Below are 18,323 nucleotides of genomic sequence, written 5' to 3'. Positions count from 1 at the left end.
TCCTTGTCTCTATTGTCTAGGCAAGGAGGCTTATTCCTATTTTCTTGTAGAAAGTGTGTTGTATATGAAGCTAAAGAAAATCCATCATATTGCCATAATTTGTTCAGATTATCTAAAATCGAAGGATTTCTATGTCCGTATTCTGGGTTTGAAGCCAATAAGTGAAACTTACCGGAAGGAGCGAGACTCATATAAATTAGATTTGGATGTGAATGGCCAATACCAGATTGAACTGTTCTCTTTCCCGAACCCACCCAAGCGGCCAAGCTATCCGGAGGCTGTCGGCTTACGGCATATTGCCTTTGAAGTAGAAAATATCGAAGAAGCCGTACACCATTTAGAAGAGCAGCAAATTGAATTGGAGCCTATCCGCATCGACACCCTCACCAACAAGAAATTCACCTTCTTTGCAGACCCGGACGGCCTTCCCATCGAACTGTATGAGATTTAGGAAAAGCACCCATCCCTTTCCTCAAAAAATAGGTCTCAGGTCGTAGTTTGTTTGCGATTCAAGTCTATGGCGGGCAGGAGTTTTTTCATGTATTGTGGAATTAATAGATGGAAATAACTTTCATTTGTTGGCAATTCATTCGAAAATGAAACATTCGCTTCTTTCGTACGTATGAATAGAAGTGATGAATAGTCAGGAGTCGATTAAAATGAATCCCATTCTTTCGTTAATTCTCCGCTCGTTTGTGGCTGTACCGGTTACCATCATCGCGGGCTTTGTCAGTTTTTTCTTTATGAACATAAACTTTCTGCCGTCGATTGGCATTGCGATTGCCGCAGGAGTTCTAACTCACTTGATTCTCGGCCCAATCATGACATCCAAGTTTTTGAAAAAACAACAGCTGTCATGGAGGGAATACCGTTATATTCGAAAAAATTTAGCGGATGCCCAGAAAAAGATCCGCCGCTTGAATAAATCGCTGTTCAGCATTCGTGACCTCTCGTCTGTGAAGCAAAGAATTGATATACTTCGTATCACCAAAAAAATTCAAAAGATGGCACTAAAGGAGCCGAAACGTTTTTATCAGGCTGAGCCGTTTTACTTTTCACATCTCGATTCAGTCATCGAGCTGACGGAAAAATACAACTTTCTATCCGCTCAGCCGAAAAAAAGCTTGGAAATTAATCAATCCCTGATTGAAACCCGGCAAACCTTGAATGAGCTTACCAAAGTCCTGGAAGAAGATTTATATCATGTGGTCTCAGATGACGTAGACCATTTAAATTTTGAAATTGATGTTGCCAAACATACGATTAAAAAACAAAAAGAAGCTAAATTTCCTGAAGAAAATAGGTGGTTAAAATGACCGAAAATAATCCATTGCAAAAAGGTGACTTTTTAAACGACATTCTTGCTGACCCGTTTGGCGACGGGCTTCAGCCTGCGAAAAGCCCAGTAGTCCAGCAGCCTGGGGAAAATCCGCGGCCGACGAAACTTATTGATGTCATTCCTGAGGAGCACCGCGCCAAAGCCTATCAGCTAGCTGAACAAATTGACCCGGCCAACCATCAAGCGATGATTCAGTACGGGACACAGGCCCAGGGAAAGCTGCTCTCGTTTTCTCACGCCATGCTTGAGCATGTTCAGCAAAAGGACGTTGGTGAAATTGGAGAAATCATCAGCGATTTAATGAAACGCCTCAACGAAGTGAATCCGGACGAGCTAAAAGATAGCAAGCCGTCCTTTTTTGGAAGGATGTTTGGAAAAATCTCCAGTTCCCTTCAGGAGGTTCTGTCTAAATACCAGAAAACGGGCGCGCAAATCGATCGCATCAGTGTGAAGCTTGAGCGCAGCAAAAACGTATTGTTATCCGATATTAAGCTGCTCGAGCAGCTTTACGAAACAAATAAAGAGTATTTCCATGCCCTCAATGTCTATATTGCAGCCGGTGAAATTAAGCTTGAGGAAATGCATGAAAAGACAATCCCGCAGCTAAAAAGAGAGGCAGAAGCCACAAACGACCAGATGAAGTTTCAAGAGGTCAACGATATGATTCAATTTGCGGACCGGCTCGATAAACGTCTCCATGATTTGAAGCTAAGCCGGGAAATCACGATTCAAAGTGCACCGCAAATCCGCCTGATTCAAAACACAAACCAGGCCTTAGTGGAAAAAATCCAGTCCTCCATCGTCACAGCCATTCCATTATGGAAAAACCAAGTGGCGATTGCCCTGACACTCATCCGCCAGCGCCATGCAGTCGAGGCTCAAAAGCAGGTATCCAAAACTACTAACGAACTGCTGCTGAAAAATGCCGAAATGCTGAAAACAAATACGATTGAAACGGCCAAAGAAAACGAGCGTGGTCTTGTCGATATCGAAACGCTCAAGAAAACACAGGAAAACCTAATTACCACACTGGAAGAGACCTTAAGAATCCAAGAGGAAGGCCGCCACAAACGCCGGATTGCGGAGCAAGAACTTGCCACGATGGAAAACGATCTAAAACTAAAACTCCTTGAAATCAAAGGAAAATAAGAAAAGCCCTCGCAAAGAAAAGTTCAAGATGCGGGGGCTGTTTTTTTTTAGACACAATTGCGCTTAGAAACGCAGCATTTTATTAATTCAAAAAAGGCAAGGGTTCGTCCCCTGCTTTTACTCGTTAGTTCTGTGGGTTTACTCGTCAACTTTAAAGGTTTACTCGCCTAAACTCCAATTTTACTCGCCCACAACCCTGTTTTATGAGTCAACCCCAGAATCCGTTGTCTGCGACCCTAGAACTTTGTCATTTATTCACAGGTACTGCATCATAGTATTCCTCTAGGGTAATCCCATGTTTGGAGATAACTTTGGCAGTGGCTTTACCAACATAACGAAGATGCCATGGTTCATATTTGTACCCAGTGATGGCTTCTTTTCCTTTCGGGTAGCGGATAATGAAGCCATACTCGTCTGCATGGTTCGCGAGCCACTTGGCCTCCAACGTTCCCCCAAAGCAATCTTCCGCAGGGCACTTTCCGTTCCCGCCCGTCACATCGATAGCAAGACCTGTTTCATGCTCGCTTGTCCCAGGCTCGGCACTATACATTTTCGCTTTTTTAAGGCCATCCTGATTAACGTAATAATTGAACAACGCCTTTTGCGTAGTATACGACCGATAGGCCGAAACTCCAGCCAGGCCGATGCCCTGTTCCTCGGCAGCGGCAAATAATTTTTCGATGGCCTTAGCCGCTTCCTTTCGCATTTTTTGTTTTTCTGTTTTTTCATTAGAAATAAACGGAATGTTTGGATACACTATATCCTTAGGCTGGTAGTTTTCAGGTAAGATATTGTACTGATTTACAAGGACTGGAATACTTTCTGGGTTGAACACCTCTCGCGCCGGCTCATCACGCTGTACCTGCTTTTTCTTAGAGGAAGCGGATGAAGTGCCGTCAGTAAAATCAGATTTAGTCCCCGTTGCGCCTTTGTCGTCTTGGGAAAAAAAGCTTTTCCCAATGCAGCCGGTTAAAGGGAAAAGCAGGAGCATCACACTAGTCATCACAGAAAATACTTTTATCATCTCAAACTTCCTTTTTAAAAAAATGAATTTGATAACAGCATGGACACAATAAAAGCATTTTTAAACATGCAAATAAATTAAACCTCAATTGCAACATGGGTCCTTTTCTCTATAAACGAAAGCATGATTCTAATGTAAATAGACAGGTCTTTTGTGAATTTTCAAAAAATTAGTACCGGAGACTCTTTTCATTTTAAAGTAGGTTATCTATGCTGTTTACAAACACATAAATCGTACGAAACGGCAAAGCTATTGAAAAATGGTGACGCAAAGCTATAGGGGCTAATGTTTAACAACGATGCTAGCCAGCTACCGAACACGAATACTCCAGCGGTTTATGTAAAGACAGGTAAGGAGGGTTTCATGTGTTAAAATTATGGCAAAAGGGAAAATATTATTATCATGTCTATCTGTACCGACATAATGAGCTGCTGCAGCAGGATTGTTTATGTGAGAAGCTGAGGTGGAAGTTGAAGATTAAAGCAATCTATCACAATAGCAAAGCGATTGAACTTGGTTTTAAATTAAACCCGTTAACCTGAAAAATAGTTTCTTTTAAGATAGCAAATCCTTTAGGTGAAATAAGATGAAATATGTCAGAGGGACAAGGAATCTTTCGACACTTTTCTTACCACAACAAAAAAGAAATCGGCTGTTCCCCAGCCGATTTCTTTTTTTATCTATACATATTTTAGTGTGACATTACAGCGGTGCCGTCATCATGTCCATCTTTCGTAACCTTCAAAACCGCAGTAGCTCCTTTAGTAGCATGGTTAAATTGGTGGGTTACAATTGGATAGCTGCCTTCTTTTGTGACAGTGAACTCAACCACGGCACCGCCGCTTGCTGGCAGAAGCACGGTTTGCATCCCTTTCATGTGGTTGTATGGATTTCCGTCGATATACACATCGTCAAAGACAGTTCCAACTACATGGAAGCTGGAAACCTCATTCGGCCCCACGTTGTCAACATAAAGTCTCACTCTGTCACCAACCTTGGCAAGGAGCGGTTTGTCAACAAGAGCGCCAACGGTACCGTCTGTATTTGGATCGCCATCTTTTAGTGCCTTCGCGGAAAAGACGACATATTTTGGAACACCATTTGTAAAGTCATCTAAGTTGTTGTATTTATACCATTCGTTTTGCACAAGCGCATATTCACGAGTCACTTGAGAGTCTGTAGGGTAGCCATCTTTTGGTTTCACAATAATCATTCCGTGCATCCCGTTCGCGATATGAGCGAGAACTGGCTTTGTGCCGCAGTGGTACATGAATACGCCAGGATTGTCAGCAGGATAGCTGAAGCTGCCAGTATGATCAGGCATTACATTTGCGAAATCAGCGGAAGGTGCTGCATGTACGGCATGGAAGTCCATGCTGTGCGGAATGGATGGATCCATATTTTTTAAGGTAAAATTGATCTTATCCCCTTGATTGACAACAATCACCGGGCCAGGCGCTTCGCCGTTAAAGGTCCATGCCTTATACATTTCGCCTTTATTGATTTCAATGTCAGTAATTTGGGCAGTCATTTCAATATTGACTTCATGCTCGCTGATTCGGTCGATTTTAATCGGAGTCGGTTTTTGGTTTAGGTCTTTATGGGGTGCGAATACTTCAACTGCAGCCGCTTTGTCAGACTGCGCTTCCACCTTTTTTTCAACCGAAAGATCAGCTTTACCACAAGCACCAAGAATTAATACGGATGTGACAACAGTTGCTGCAACCTTTGTAAACTTACCCATTTTTCTTCCCTCCATTTGAAACTCCTAATTTTTTTGGCTAATAAGAAGATATAAACTTTCTGTCGAAAGCTTTATACTTTCTTAACGCATAAATTCAACTACGCCTCTGTCTTCGTCCTATCGGACTCGCCAATCGACGAGTTTTCATTTATTTGATTAATGATTACACTTTCATTTTACTTTGATTTGAAAAGCCCCCAGTGAGCCAGGTCACTCAAAATGCGGGTGTTCTTGAACGTTTTGTGAAATGGTGAGCAAAGCATTATTTCAACAGTGTAAACACTAATTTCTCAGCTGATAGTGGTAATTCTATTAATAAAAGGAGGCGATTTTTTTGAAAAATAAAAATGAAGAAACAAGTGAAGGATTGAATCAAATACTTGAAATCATTAATGCAAAGGGAGATGAAGGGGAACTGCGGGAGGTTGTTGAAAAAAATAGTCAAAATCCAAACGAACAGCAACAGTAATTCTATTTAGGGAACTAGAAACGTATTTCTAGTTCCTAATTTCGTGAGCAATGTGGATAAGTTGTGGATAAAGCCCTTTGGTTTGTGGGTAACCAACCTATTTTTGTTGGTATTTGACTTTTCAAAAAAACAGGATTTAGTTGTTTAATTGTGAATAACCTCTGTGAAAATGTTGATAACCCTGTGGATTCTGTTGAAAAACTTGTTCATAAACTATGGATAGGTACAAACTCCCTGTGGACAGCTTATTTTCTCCCCTTAAAGAATATGACAATTGTCACCCTATTTTGATGACAATACATATTAAAAAGCAATGCCTCCTCGGCTGCTCCTGCTTCCCAAAAGACGTCAAAGCCTTAATCCAAACATCCAAAGAAACGGGGAGCCCACTATCGATATTGGAAAAGGTTGTTCAAGTTAACGATGAACAACAGCTTTACTTTATGAAAAAAATCAGGAAGGTATTGGGAGGAGACTTGGAAAGCAAAACGATTGCCGTGCTGGGATTAGCTTTTAAAGCCAATACGGACGATACACGGGAATCACAGAGTTTGACCCTGATTGAAAAATTGCGCGGGGAACAGGCTGAGGTTCAAGTCCATGATCAGTCGTAAAATCAGCAGGCTTAATGCAGTTTTCAAAGGTGGAGGAAACAGTGAAGGGCAGTGACGCAGTCATACTTTGTACAGACTGGAATGACTACAAAACTTTAGACTGGGAGGCTCTTAAGCCATTGATGAAACAACCTATCATCTTTTATGGCAGGAACATGCTCAATAAAAAAAATCGAGGAACTTGGCTTTCGATATCTAGGAGTAGCCAATCACTAATTCTTGATAATACAAGGGGACAACTGTCCCCTGTCCCCTTATTATTTTTGACTCTGCAAAACCAGTTGCAATCCCAGGCCAATATAGATGGTCCCAACCACTTTACCCTGCCAGCGGGCAAATCGGCTGTTTCGATTGGAAAAGAGCTGCTTCCCAATGGAGCTTGTCAGAAAGGCTAGGAAAGTTGTATACAAAATACTCATTAATACGAAGGTCAGTCCGAGTGTTAACAGCTGCAGAACAACCGGTGTTCCATTATGTTGAACAAATTGTGGCAGAAAGGCCAAAAAGAACAGCGCTGTTTTCGGATTCAACAGTTCAATGAGCAGTGCTTGGCGGAAGGACGTGACTCCCGATCGTGGTTTAGCTGAAGTGACAGTCTCGGTATGACTTTTTGCTTTTTCTAAAAACGATTTAATCCCGATGAAAATTAAATAGGCAGCCCCTAAATATTTTACGATTTCAAAGGCAAGCGCGGAGGTCATTAAGATGGCCGAAAGTCCAAGCACCGCCGCAATCGTATGGAACAAGTCCCCAACGGCAATCCCAACGCCCGTTATAATTCCGGACTTTCGCCCGCCATTGGCAGTCTGTGTGACGGTTAACAGGACAGCGGGACCGGGGATAAGAAATAGGACAAGCACAACTAAGATAAATGATAGCAATTTTTATCACTCCATGAAAAATTGTGTGGTGATGCCATTTTATCACAATATTGAAAAAACTATAATACCCCAAAGCTTCTGTTCCAATAAAAAAATCCTGCCCGCAAATCGACGGCCAGGAGTTCAACTAATAAATAGATTAACTTATATTCTCAATATAAATAGCTTTATCAAATTCTGGCAAATGGATACAAAGCTTATCATTCCGCCGGAGCCGGTGGCCAGTTTCGGCGTCAATTAACTCACCGCCCATATCAATCGTACAATTTGATTTATTGAGTAGCAGTAAGGTATTATCAGTTATTGCTACGAAGGTAATCTGGTCGGTTCCGGAAAACTCCTGATCAAGTTTGAAGAGCTGCCGTAAGTGAAACTCACCCTTAAACGCCTTTAGTTTTTTCACCCTGTGTACTGTACTTTCGCCAGTATTTTCATCTTTTACCTCTACCACAAGTTGTCCGCTGAACCCACGGTTTTTCTTCCTCCTTTTTGTACAATAGGAGTAGCCCAAAATCACTAGCAGCAATATAGCTGCCGCACCCGTCACTGCGTAAATCCATGGTAACGTTGATGGTTTCTCAGTCATGGCTGCCTTCACGTGCCCTCCGACAGGCTTAAAGTTTATTCCGCCGGCACCTGTGACTTTGATCGTCTGCGGCTTGGTCTCACGGTAAAAGCTGTTTCCTTCCGCCCTCACTGTCACTTCATGCATGCCTGAATCACCAGCTTTATACTCGCCGAAAAACCGGTTCTCTCCAGCCTTAAGAGGGATTTCCTCTATTTTCCCTGAAACTGAATTCTTTACGTAAAGCCCGGCCTTAAGCGTAGGATATAGACCCTTATTAACGATTTTCTTGCCGTTATCCTCAAAGAAAGCTTCAATCTTCACAGTATCGCCAGCTTTAATATTTTTTGCCAGCGAGGCCAGCTTTAGCTGCAGGTCATTATTGAAGACAAGCTTCACATCCACCTTGTCTTGCGGGAACCCTTTCACCTTCAAAGTCCAATTTCCTTGAATGGGATTGAGCAATTTCAGCATCGAGTAATTTTTTGACTTGGTTACCGTTATGTTATCGGAAGGAATGGCTAGTTCTTTCCCGGACGGGGCGACTAGCTTCAATTCAACCGGCTTATTGGAAATCAGCGAAATATTGGCCTCCAGCACATTTTCATTTGGAACGGTAAACGGAACATCCTGAAATTCCTCCGTTGCAGTCACATCCTTAACCGGGACCATTTTTAACTTTAAATGGTCAGCGAAGATTTCACTAAGGATGCCTGGCAGGTCAGTGGCATTATTGGTTTCGAAAAACTTTCCGTTCGTGCGGGCGGCAATATTCTGCAGCAGCTGCTTATTCAGCTTGCCATCGGCATTTAAGCCAATAACATAAATCGGATAGCCCTTCACTTTTGCATCCACTACCGATTGGGCCAACTGTTCATCGGCCTGCTGATTAGTTTTCGGCTTGGTTTTGTCCAAATCATTGTTGCCGTCAGCAAGCACTACGACAAGTGGAATATAGCCAGATTCATGGCCAGTGTCTAAAAATTTAAGTGCTTCTGCCACTCCAACGGAAATATCGGTGTTATTGTATTTTCCAAGCGAATCGATAAAACTCTTTATGGCCTGCTTATCCGCTTCTGATCGGATTTTCGTAAGCTCTTTTTTGCTTTCGACATCATTTCCGTAAGCAATTACCCCAATTTTGTCCCCTTTAATAGAGGACATATCAACAAACATTTTCATCGCTTCATTAGAAAGACCATTCGGGTCACTGGAAAGCATCGACTTGCTGACATCAACCACCAACACTCCTTCAATCCTTGAAGAAAGCTCCATCTGAGCCGCAGCCTCGGCACGGTAAGCACCCACCGAACTAAAGATGAATAGAAACAAAGCAAGAAGGTAAATCCCCTTTTTCATCATCTATGTGACCACCTCTTGTAATCTAGTAATAGAATGTGTTCAGTAAATAAATGTATTGCGTTCTTTATATAATACTATTCTACCAACCCTGCCACATTTTTCATAAAATATTTGTCTAAAAAAACAAAAGTATTATCGACAAATTTCGGCTGACGGGTGATGCATGGGGACGGTTCTCGTGCCTCAAAATGAGGAATTACCGAGGCATATGGGCGGTTTGCGGATAATGGTAAGAATATTTTGATGCTTATCACATAACAATATGTTAAATTATTTCTATTAAACTCAAATTCAAGTAACCATCAAAAAGGGGAAATCGCATGACAAGAACATGGAAGTGGATCATTGCCTGTTTCGTATTCTTGCTTTTATTAAATGGCTTAGGAATCCTGGCTGTGCATTTATTGAGTAAGTAAACTATAAAATCCCCAAAAATTAACCATAGGGAATGACGTTGATGACAACGAATTTAACTAAACCTATTTCAATTAAGCTGTTGATTGGTATGCTGGTTGTGGTCTTTGGAGCCGAAATCCTGCTCTATCTCAACCGTTTCAGCTATCTCGCCGGAACCCTTTATGACGCAGTAATGGTCGCTTCGCTTTTTATCGGTATCAAACTGCACCGAAGGCTCACACTCCCACAGGAGAAGGTCCCAAGTAAAACCAAACGGCAGACGGTCCTTCAGTTTACGGGTGCTTTTTTGCTTTTCGTTCTTGGCAGCACCGTAATCAACGTCTATTCAAGTATGACCTTCGATGACTTTAACTCTGATTATGACCAGTATGTGCAAACCTATACCGAAACGCAAACCTACCAAGAGGAAGAGAAGGGAACCACCGCAACAGCAGAGTCAACATTTTGGTCCTATATGGATAACATCGATACAATTGGCGCTGATCTTTATACAGACACCCTGGCCGGTCTGGAGGAGGTTTGGCGGTTAGCCTACATGATCCTTATCCTCGTCGTCTTCAAAAAGCTTTTTCCGAAACGGTGGGAGAGTGGATCGAGGGATGTCTTCCTAATGGTCGCCCTGTTTTGGACCTCGCTTTTTTTCGGTATCGACCACACGCTTGATACCGAACAGGCATGGACGGTGAAAATAGGGTCCATTGTTACCTTCGCTAACATGGGCTTCCTGTTTGGAATGATCCTTTTATGGACACGAAACCTGTGGTTGACCGTGCTGGTTCACTCTCTCTACGACATTACCGCAACCCTATCATGGTATTACATCGACTATGCTGTCGAACTTTTTGCAGGGATCTTGCTGGTTGTACACATGATCTTATTCCTAATGGAAAAGTCGGAGCAAAAACGCATCCGAGTTCAGTTGGAACAGACCGAGGCGGCGCAACTGGCAGAATAATAGAACAAGAGGCCACAGCGTTCTGTGACCTCTTTTTTTGCAGCCATATAATTAGGTGTCCGCTTCATTCTCCGTAAATGTAAGATTTTCCATTTATCCAATATTCAATCGCACTATTTTCCTGCACATGATATTTTACTTTTTCGCTGTCGAAGGCCTTCAGTAAACTATCCCTGGCCAATTCCTGTTTGACGTCGAGCTCGATTAAATATTTTTGAAAAAGGACGGGGTCGATTGTTTTCGTTTCAGCAAGATACGTGATAATAGAAAGACGCTGTTCATTGACACCAAGCAGATCCAGATTGTATTCACGAAAGCCCGAAGGAATGGGTAAATCCTTTAACATTGTGATCAGTTCCTTCTGCTTCACTTTAGCCGCTTGAAGATCGTGCACTTGATTTTCCAGACTATTCTCCAATAATGTTGAACTTTCTCTCTGGTACCTTTGCTCCCTTTTTAAATAGGAGATAATCCTCTCATTTTTTGGACCTGCCAGATTCATTGCTAATAAAGAAGAAAACAATATTAATAGAAAAATTCCAAAGAGAGTAAGTATCCAATTTTTATTTATATTTAATTGTGTCGGAGGGGGAATTTCACTCATTAGATGGTCCCCATAAGCACTATTTACTTTCAGTTCTTCCAGCTCTTGTTTGACTTTCTGTTGGGCAGGAGTCAGCATGATTGCACCCCGATTTCCGTTGGACTACTATTATCCTACTACAAAAGTAGGAGTTAAATCCATTTATTCCCTAAACTATTTTAATACAATAATTCTACGAATTTAGATATGACGCGGAAATCTTGAGATTATTGAATTTTTATGGAATTTTTTTCTAGTACTTTTGAATTATTATTATATTAACATTATTTACAATATTCTGACATAATGATAGAATTCAAATCAGACTCTTCCAAAAATATGAAAAAAGGAGTCTATTATTAGGGGGGATACATAATGAAGAAGAACTACGGTTTAAAGGTTTTTTCCAGCATTGCGGCGACCACTTTAGCCGCTTCGGCCTTATTTGCAGCGCCATTAGCTGGAACAAAAGCAGCACCCTTATCAACCCAACCTGCCTATGCGGCTGAAGTCCAATCGGCTCCGGTTGACTTGAACATCATTGATCAGGAGCGGCTGGCCAAAGCCTTGCAGGAGCGTGGGCTTATTTCAAAGAACGCTTCTTCTCAGGAAGTAACGAAGGCTGTGAAAGCCTATATCCAACAAAAGCAGGGCGAAAAGCCCGGTAAGTCAGAAAAAGCAGTTACAAAAGAAAAGCAGGAAATGGACAAAAAAACAAAAGACTTTTTAACCAAACAAAAGGACAAGCTGTCTAAGCAGCTTGAAAAAGGTCACGAAAACTTCAAAAAAGGCAAACCGACTGGAGCAGTTAAAGTAGATTCTGCCAAACAGGCATCATATAACGGAAATGTTCGTGAAGATAAGGTTCTTGTTCTTTTAGTAGAGTATGCTGACTTAAAGCACAATAATGTAGAACAAGAAGATGGCTATATGTACGCTGATGACTTCAACAAAGAGCATTACGAAAAAATGCTGTTTGGGGATGAAGACTTCACCTTATTTAATGGAGAAAAGGTAAAAACCTTCAAACAATACTATGAAGAGCAATCCGGTGGCAGCTACACCGTCAACGGTACGGTTTCTGATTGGTTGACAGTACCAGGAAACGCTGCTGAGTATGGCAGTGACAGTCCAGAAGGAGGCCATGATAATAACCCTGACACAAAAGGGGCCCGTGGACTTATTAAGGATGCACTAAACGCTGCTGTAGAATCTGGAATTAATTTAGCGGATTATGATAAATTCGACCAATATGATCTAGATGGTGATGGTGATCGAAACGAGCCAGACGGACTAGTTGACCACTTAATGGTTCTTCATGCGGGTGTCGGCCAGGAGGCTGGCGGCGGAGTAGTTGGAGATGATGCGATTTGGTCACACCGCTGGACATTAGATGGTGTTTATCCAGTGGCGAACACTACAGCTTCCGTAAATTACTGGGGAGGCAATATGGCTGCATATGACTACACTGTTGAGCCAGAAGACGGCGCAGTTGGCGTATTCGCCCACGAATATGGCCATGACTTAGGGGCTCCAGATGAGTATGATACACAATATACCGGCAATGGCGATACGGTTGCACAATGGTCGATCATGAGCGGCGGAAGCTGGAGCGGTCATATTGCCGGAACACAGCCGCCAAGCTTCTCACCACAGGTGAAAGAATTCTATCAGAAAACAATCGGTGGAAACTGGGCCAATATTACGGAAGTAAACTATGATGATATCGACAAAAATGGTCTAGCGGCTGTTATCGACCAAAGTGTTACTAAATCTAAGAACCCTGGGATTGTAAAAGTTAATCTTCCTAAGAAAAAGGTTCCTGGCATTGCACCTGCATTTGGCGCAAAATACTATTACAGTACTAAAGGCGATGACCTTAACACAGCACTGGAAACTCCTGTATTTGACTTAACAAATGCAACATCAGCGAAATTGGATTACAAACAGTATTATAAAGTTGAAACTGAGTATGACTACCTATATGTCAAGGCTGTAACGGAAGATGGCAAGAGCGTAACACTGGATACAATTGGTGATGAAAACACTGCAGGTGGTTTTGAAACGTCCCAAGGCAAATGGGAAGATAAATCTCTAGACCTAAGCCAATTTGCTGGCAAAAAAGTAAAACTAGTATTCAATTATGTAACAGATGGCGGACTTGCACCAGAGGGTTTTGCATTTGACAACCTTCAATTAACAGTGGATGGACAAGTTGCATTCTCTGATGATGCAGAAGGAACACCAAAGGTAACATTAAAGGGCTTTGAAGTTTCTGATGGCTGGATTGAAAAGCCACATTACTATTATCTAGAGTGGAGAAATTACGATGGTTCTGATACGGCACTTCAATACTCTCGTGACGCAAAATATAATACTGGTTTAGTAGTTTGGTATGGTGACGATACGTTTACTGATAACTGGGGCGGTGTCCACCCTGGTGAAGGCTTCCTAAACGTAGTCGACTCCCATCCAGAAGCGCTTAAATTTAACTTAAATGGTAAAGATTCCATCGCTCAAACTACTCGCTACCAAGTGGCAGATGCTGCGTTCTCATTAGATCAGGCACCTGCATGGTATGTGAACTCACCAACTCGCGGAATCTACGATTACAAAGGCCTTCCAGGTGTAACGGAATTTGATTCCACTAAGGCATACATTAACAATGTGATTCCTGATGCGGGAGTCAAGGTTCCATCCCAGTATCCATTGAAGGTCCAAGTCATCGGCGAAGCAAAAGACAACTCCGCTGGGGCGGTTTGGATTCATAAATAATAGTTTGAAAGACATCGGGGGCTGCCTGGTGTCTTTCTGTTTATATACCTATCGGTTATTTCTTTTTATCTGTAAATTATCCCCATATCCCAACCATTTCTTGTTAGAATATCAATTTGTAAAATTCTCAGAATAATAGACGCCAAGCAGATGTAATGGCTTGAAATTTCGACGTTGCAGACTTATTGAACTAACTATTATGCAGGGGATACTTAGTTTGATTAGTATTTTTGCACCCTCAAGGTCATATGCTTGGGATAATCAATACCTTCTATTTATTTCTCAATTGCCAGAATTAAAGAATTGCTGTGAAATTACTAAATTGGCTATGTTGCTTCAATACAAAGTATCAACGTAGATATGATGACTCTTGCCAATCAAATAAAAAAGGATACTACGCCCTGTAGGATAGTAGGTAATACCCTCTACTGAGGTAATCCGAATAAAAAAAGTACCCTATAGAGTAAACACTTAAAAAAGTCTCCCTAGGGTATTTTTTTGTATAATTAAGAAATACAACTTGGAGACTAAGAGAACCATGAGGAAAAAAATATTCATAGATAAAGAAATTAAGCTACTTGCAGCTATTAATACGTTAAATCAGTTAGTTTTTCCAAAGGAATCACATACACGGATGAAATGAAGCATTTATTTATTGCTGAAAAGGATTAAGGTAAACAGCAATAGAGATATTTGAAGAATGTGGTTTTGATATTGACATTTTGGGTATGCAGAGAATTATCTCAGCTGGTAAAAAGCGGCAAAAGGCTTACGATGAGAACGTGTTAAATGGTCTAAGTAACACTAGTGCTAGTAATTCAAGGCGTACGAAAGAAAGGGCACTTTCCCTAGAGGAGAAAAATGCACGCCTAGAAGCTCAAATTAACCTGCTAAAGGTGGAAAATGAACTCTTAAAAAAGATTCGTTTTGCAGAAAGGGGGATGAGGTTATAACACTTCCCCCCAAGCCAGAAATTTATCCTTATTAGCTGTTATTTAGAAATATCAATTAGAGAATATGGTGAGTTACCTTTGTGAAGTAGCAGGAGTTTCTAGAAGTGGTTATTATAATTACTCTTTTCTGAGAAGTCCCAAAAACAAAGAGAACTAAAAGGTGAAAAAGGTGAAGTTCTAAAGGAGCTTATCTTAAAGGTCTTCCATTTCAAAGGGCGGAAAAAAAGGGGCACGCCAAATTAAAATAACTTTGGAGGGTCAATTTGATGTTGTATACAATTTGAAGCGTATACGACGAATCATGAAGAAGTATACGATTATTAGCCCTATAAGAAAGGAAAATCCCTATATATGAATGATGAAAGCCACTCATGAACATTGGGTTGTTCCAAGCCTATTGAACAGGCAATTTTAGCAGGATGTCCCTGGAAAAGTACTCCTAACCGATATCACGTATTTATTTTACGGTAAGGGTCAGAAAGCCTATTTGTCGACCATTAAAGATGGATCTACCACTGAGATCTTAGCCTATCACGTATCAGATAGAATTACCATAGATTTAGCTACAGATCCCCTGCTAAAGTTAAAGAAAAATCGAAACTTTAAAAAAGCAAAAGATGCATTGATACACTCATATCAGAGCACTTACTACACACATCTTGACTTTCCAAAGTTAGTGATGAAGCAAGGATTTACGTCAATCCATGTCCTGATAAGGAAAGTGTTGGGATAACGCTCCCCAAGAATCCTTCTTTGGGCATTTTAAGGACGAGGCTTATATTAAACATGTACGACTTTAAAGTAACTATAACATGAAATTAAGGATTATATGATTTAATACAATCACTACAGATATCAATGGAATATAAATAAGATGACCCCTGTTCAATACAGAGATCATCTTCTTAATGCAGCCAAGGCTTTTTTTAATGTCCTTTACAAAGAGTACACTTTATACTTTTTCTAGTCCTTTTTAATAGCCATTTTAATTGAATTAATAGTTTCTAGAATATTCATTAATTCCATCAGCAATTGCCCTTGCCAAAGTATTTTGATAAGCATCTGTATATAACTTTTGCAGTTCACTTCCATTGCTGATAAAACCAATCTCCAGTAAGGTTGCTGGCATAGCTGCTTCTCTTATAACGGCAAATGACGCTCCATCCGTTCCACGATTATTCGCACCTGTATACTGAGTCATATTATTCTGTATAAAATTTGTAAGTGCCATACTCTTTAATATTCTGTCCGGATTATTGTGCATTGCGCCGTTAATTTTGGAAGGATATGCTGGATCATATTCATAAAAATATGACTCTATACCAGAGGCAGATGTAGGCCCTGAGTTAGTATGGATACTTATAAAAATATCTGCAGGTATATTATTCGCCATTTGAGAACGATCTAACAAGGATACATAAGTGTCATTTTCCCGAGACATAAAAACAGAATAGCCATTGCTCAATAATAATGTCTGGACTTTTTTTGCGACAGCCAGGTTCAAGTCGGCTTCTCTATATCCCCCAGCTGTTGCACCAGGATCATATCCGCCATGTCCAGGATCTAAAAATACTGTTAATGTCTTTTGGCTGAATGTGACGGTTCTCTCAGGCAATGTAGTTACATGGCCGTCTAGTCCTGTTTCCCTAATCGTAATGGTATGTCTTCCGTCACTGAATTTGGCAGTGTCAAGAGTAAAATGATAGCCAGAATATCCATTATTGTAGTCAGGATATATTTTTAGGACATCCGGTCTTGGATCTCCGTATGTTACCTCTCCTACCACTGCTCCATCAACTAAAACCTCAATTTTCTTTACTCCGTTTCCATCCAAGAACCAGCCCCGAACATTTTGTAACCCTTTAAGGGTTGACCCGGATATAGGATTGTCAATAAACCCTAGGGCATTTTGGATTGTTATGATCCTTGCAGGGAGTGTGGTAACGAAGCCATTTGAACCTATTTCCCTAATCTGAATAGTATGCCTTCCATCGTTAAACTGAGTCGTATCAAGGGTATAATGGTACCCGGCATCACCATTGTTGTAGTCAGGATAAACCTTTAGGACATCCCCTCTAGCGTCACCGTAATCTGCTTTCCCAACCACAACGCCGTCAACCAATACCTCAATTTTGTCAACACCGCTTTTGTTCAAAAACCAGCCCCGAACGTTTTGCATTCCAATAAGTGCTGAGTTGGATACCGGCTGATCCATATACCCGAGGACATTTTGAAACGTTACAGTTTTTTCTGGGAGTGTGGTAACGAAGCCGTTCGACCCCGTTTCTCGGACTTTAATGGTATGCCTTCCATCTGGAAACTTTGTTGTATCAAGAGTAAAATGATAGCCGGCATCCCCATTTTGGTATTCAGAATATACTTTTTGGACGTCAGCCCTTGAATCACCATAAACTGCCTCGCCAACCACAACTCCGTCAAGAAGAACTTCAATTTTGGAAACACCGACTTTGTCTAAAAACCAGCCCCGAACGTTTTGGCTTCCAAAAAGTGTTGTGCCAGAAGCTGGTTGATCGATAAACCCGCGGACATTTTGAATGGTTACGGTCTTTTCCGGGAGTGTAGTGACGAAACCATTCGCCCCAGTTTCTCTGATTTTAAGGGAATGCTTTCCATCCGGAAACTTGGTTGTATCAAGAGTAAAATGATAGCCAGCATCTCCATTTTGATATTCAGGATATACCTTTTGGACGTCAGCTCTTAAATCACCATATTCCGCTTCACCAACCACAGCGCCGTCAATCAAGACTTCAATTTTGGAAACACCGCTTTTATCTAAAAACCAGCCCCGAACGTTTTGCATTCCAATAAGTGTTGAGCCAGAAGCTGGTTGATCGATAAATCCGAGGGCATTTTGAATCGTTAGGGTCTTTTCAGGAAGTGTGGTGACGGAGCCATTTGAACCTGTTTCCCTAATCTGAATAGTATGCCTTCCATCTGGAAACTTGGTAGTATCAAGAGGAAAATGATAGCCTGCAAACCCATTTTGATAATCAGGGAAGACTTTAAGGACATCTGGTCTAGCATCACCATACTCTACTTGACCAGCCACTTTGCCGTCAACCAAAACTTCAATCTTTTCAACGCCATTTTGATCCAAAAACCACCCGCGAATGTTTTCAATCCCTATCAGGGTTTTACTAGAAACCGGTTCATCCATAAATCCGATAGGATTTGCTAGGGCAGATGCATATATAGGAACTTTTATGAAAAGCAGTATAAAAATCCCTATAAATAAAAAAACACCAATATTATTTTTGAATCTCATTTCTTCATCCTTTCCCGCACTTTTTAATCCTATACTATAATACAATTCTTCCATTTAAAAATAAATATAATAATAGTATTTTTCTACCACTTTGCTAATGAATATAAACATAAACAGAATGAGCTATCATATTTTACTAGCTTTAGATCAAACGTCGGTTTTAGTGTAATATCTTGTAAATTCTTTTTTATTATGGAATAATTTTAT

General features: G+C 41.0%; 14 protein-coding genes, 3 pseudogenes and 1 riboswitch. Of the genes and pseudogenes, 11 read left to right on the top strand and 6 right to left on the bottom strand.

Going from position 1 to position 18,323, the window contains the following annotated elements:
- Nucleotides 1-64 precede the first annotated feature (64 nt).
- From gloA2 to ACZ5AE_RS25370, 3 genes are all read left to right on the top strand, one after another.
- Nucleotides 65-451, top strand: a complete 387-nt coding sequence (gene gloA2 / locus ACZ5AE_RS25380; RefSeq protein WP_464567264.1) for an SMU1112c/YaeR family gloxylase I-like metalloprotein — start codon at nucleotides 65-67, stop codon at nucleotides 449-451.
- A 208-nt stretch (nucleotides 452-659) separates the two neighbouring features.
- Nucleotides 660-1,316: a 5-bromo-4-chloroindolyl phosphate hydrolysis family protein gene (locus tag ACZ5AE_RS25375; RefSeq protein WP_464567263.1), complete on the top strand. Its 657-nt coding sequence runs from the start codon at nucleotides 660-662 to the stop codon at nucleotides 1,314-1,316.
- Nucleotides 1,313-2,488, top strand: a complete 1,176-nt coding sequence (locus ACZ5AE_RS25370) for a toxic anion resistance protein (RefSeq protein ID WP_464567262.1) — start codon at nucleotides 1,313-1,315, stop codon at nucleotides 2,486-2,488. Before ACZ5AE_RS25375 ends, ACZ5AE_RS25370 begins: the two co-directional genes overlap by 4 nt.
- Nucleotides 2,489-2,735: 247 nt before the next feature.
- Here ACZ5AE_RS25370 and ACZ5AE_RS25365 read toward each other — a convergent pair whose 3' ends face one another.
- The gene (locus ACZ5AE_RS25365) at nucleotides 2,736-3,512 is read right to left on the bottom strand and encodes a M15 family metallopeptidase (protein WP_464567261.1); all 777 of its coding nucleotides are present in this window, start codon (nucleotides 3,510-3,512) and stop codon (nucleotides 2,736-2,738) included.
- A gap of 232 nt (nucleotides 3,513-3,744) precedes the next feature.
- Nucleotides 3,745-3,829, top strand: a riboswitch (cyclic di-GMP riboswitch).
- A gap of 48 nt (nucleotides 3,830-3,877) precedes the next feature.
- Between ACZ5AE_RS25365 and ACZ5AE_RS25360 the strand changes: the two genes are divergently transcribed.
- Complete coding sequence (locus tag ACZ5AE_RS25360; RefSeq protein WP_464567260.1) at nucleotides 3,878-4,054, top strand: hypothetical protein; 177 nt, start codon at nucleotides 3,878-3,880, stop codon at nucleotides 4,052-4,054.
- 149 nt (nucleotides 4,055-4,203) lie between these two features.
- Here the strand turns inward: ACZ5AE_RS25360 and ACZ5AE_RS25355 are convergent, their stop codons facing one another.
- A complete protein-coding gene (locus ACZ5AE_RS25355; protein ID WP_464567259.1) occupies nucleotides 4,204-5,256 on the bottom strand; it encodes a multicopper oxidase domain-containing protein in 1,053 nt (350 codons plus the stop codon).
- Nucleotides 5,257-5,590: 334 nt separating this feature from the next.
- Between ACZ5AE_RS25355 and ACZ5AE_RS25350 the strand changes: the two genes are divergently transcribed.
- The 3 genes and pseudogenes from ACZ5AE_RS25350 to ACZ5AE_RS25340 form a co-directional block, all read left to right on the top strand.
- Complete coding sequence (locus ACZ5AE_RS25350) at nucleotides 5,591-5,725, top strand: hypothetical protein (RefSeq protein ID WP_464567258.1); 135 nt, start codon at nucleotides 5,591-5,593, stop codon at nucleotides 5,723-5,725.
- Between the two features lie 290 nt (nucleotides 5,726-6,015).
- Nucleotides 6,016-6,339 (top strand): UDP binding domain-containing protein, encoded by a 324-nt coding sequence (locus tag ACZ5AE_RS25345; protein WP_464567257.1) that lies wholly within the window; start codon nucleotides 6,016-6,018, stop codon nucleotides 6,337-6,339.
- Between the two features lie 14 nt (nucleotides 6,340-6,353).
- Nucleotides 6,354-6,491: pseudogene (locus tag ACZ5AE_RS25340) on the top strand (UDP binding domain-containing protein); the annotation flags it as partial.
- 105 nt (nucleotides 6,492-6,596) lie between these two features.
- Here the strand turns inward: ACZ5AE_RS25340 and ACZ5AE_RS25335 are convergent.
- Nucleotides 6,597-7,220 (bottom strand): LysE family translocator, encoded by a 624-nt coding sequence (locus tag ACZ5AE_RS25335; RefSeq protein ID WP_464567256.1) that lies wholly within the window; start codon nucleotides 7,218-7,220, stop codon nucleotides 6,597-6,599.
- Nucleotides 7,221-7,359: 139 nt separating this feature from the next.
- Nucleotides 7,360-9,147 (bottom strand): vWA domain-containing protein, encoded by a 1,788-nt coding sequence (locus ACZ5AE_RS25330; protein WP_464567255.1) that lies wholly within the window; start codon nucleotides 9,145-9,147, stop codon nucleotides 7,360-7,362.
- A 457-nt stretch (nucleotides 9,148-9,604) separates the two neighbouring features.
- Here ACZ5AE_RS25330 and ACZ5AE_RS25325 point away from each other — a divergent pair, with 457 nt between their 5' ends.
- Complete coding sequence (locus ACZ5AE_RS25325) at nucleotides 9,605-10,519, top strand: CPBP family glutamic-type intramembrane protease (protein WP_464567254.1); 915 nt, start codon at nucleotides 9,605-9,607, stop codon at nucleotides 10,517-10,519.
- 64 nt (nucleotides 10,520-10,583) lie between these two features.
- Here the strand turns inward: ACZ5AE_RS25325 and ACZ5AE_RS25320 are convergent, their stop codons facing one another.
- Nucleotides 10,584-11,201 carry a hypothetical protein gene (locus ACZ5AE_RS25320; RefSeq protein ID WP_464567253.1) on the bottom strand — a complete coding sequence of 206 codons (618 nt, stop codon included), beginning with the start codon at nucleotides 11,199-11,201 and terminating at the stop codon, nucleotides 10,584-10,586.
- Nucleotides 11,202-11,477: 276 nt separating this feature from the next.
- On the opposite strand from ACZ5AE_RS25320, the gene ACZ5AE_RS25315 reads away from it, so the two are divergent.
- The 3 genes and pseudogenes from ACZ5AE_RS25315 (at nucleotide 11,478) to ACZ5AE_RS25305 (ending at nucleotide 15,797) form a co-directional block, all read left to right on the top strand.
- On the top strand, nucleotides 11,478-13,877 hold the full coding sequence (locus ACZ5AE_RS25315) for an immune inhibitor A domain-containing protein (protein WP_464567252.1): 2,400 nt from the start codon (nucleotides 11,478-11,480) through the stop codon (nucleotides 13,875-13,877).
- A gap of 274 nt (nucleotides 13,878-14,151) precedes the next feature.
- Nucleotides 14,152-14,267, top strand: a pseudogene (locus ACZ5AE_RS25310) (C39 family peptidase); the annotation flags it as partial.
- A gap of 148 nt (nucleotides 14,268-14,415) precedes the next feature.
- Nucleotides 14,416-15,797, top strand: a pseudogene (locus tag ACZ5AE_RS25305) (IS3 family transposase).
- 27 nt (nucleotides 15,798-15,824) lie between these two features.
- Here ACZ5AE_RS25305 and ACZ5AE_RS25300 read toward each other — a convergent pair.
- Entirely contained in the window at nucleotides 15,825-18,170 is a 2,346-nt protein-coding gene (locus ACZ5AE_RS25300) for an N-acetylmuramoyl-L-alanine amidase (protein ID WP_464567251.1), read from the bottom strand.
- Nucleotides 18,171-18,323: the final 153 nt, after the last annotated feature.

The sequence above is a fragment of the Neobacillus sp. S1227 genome (genome assembly GCF_055385255.1).
Note: the sequence above shows the minus strand (reverse complement) of the source record. Positions and strands in the feature narration are given on the sequence as shown.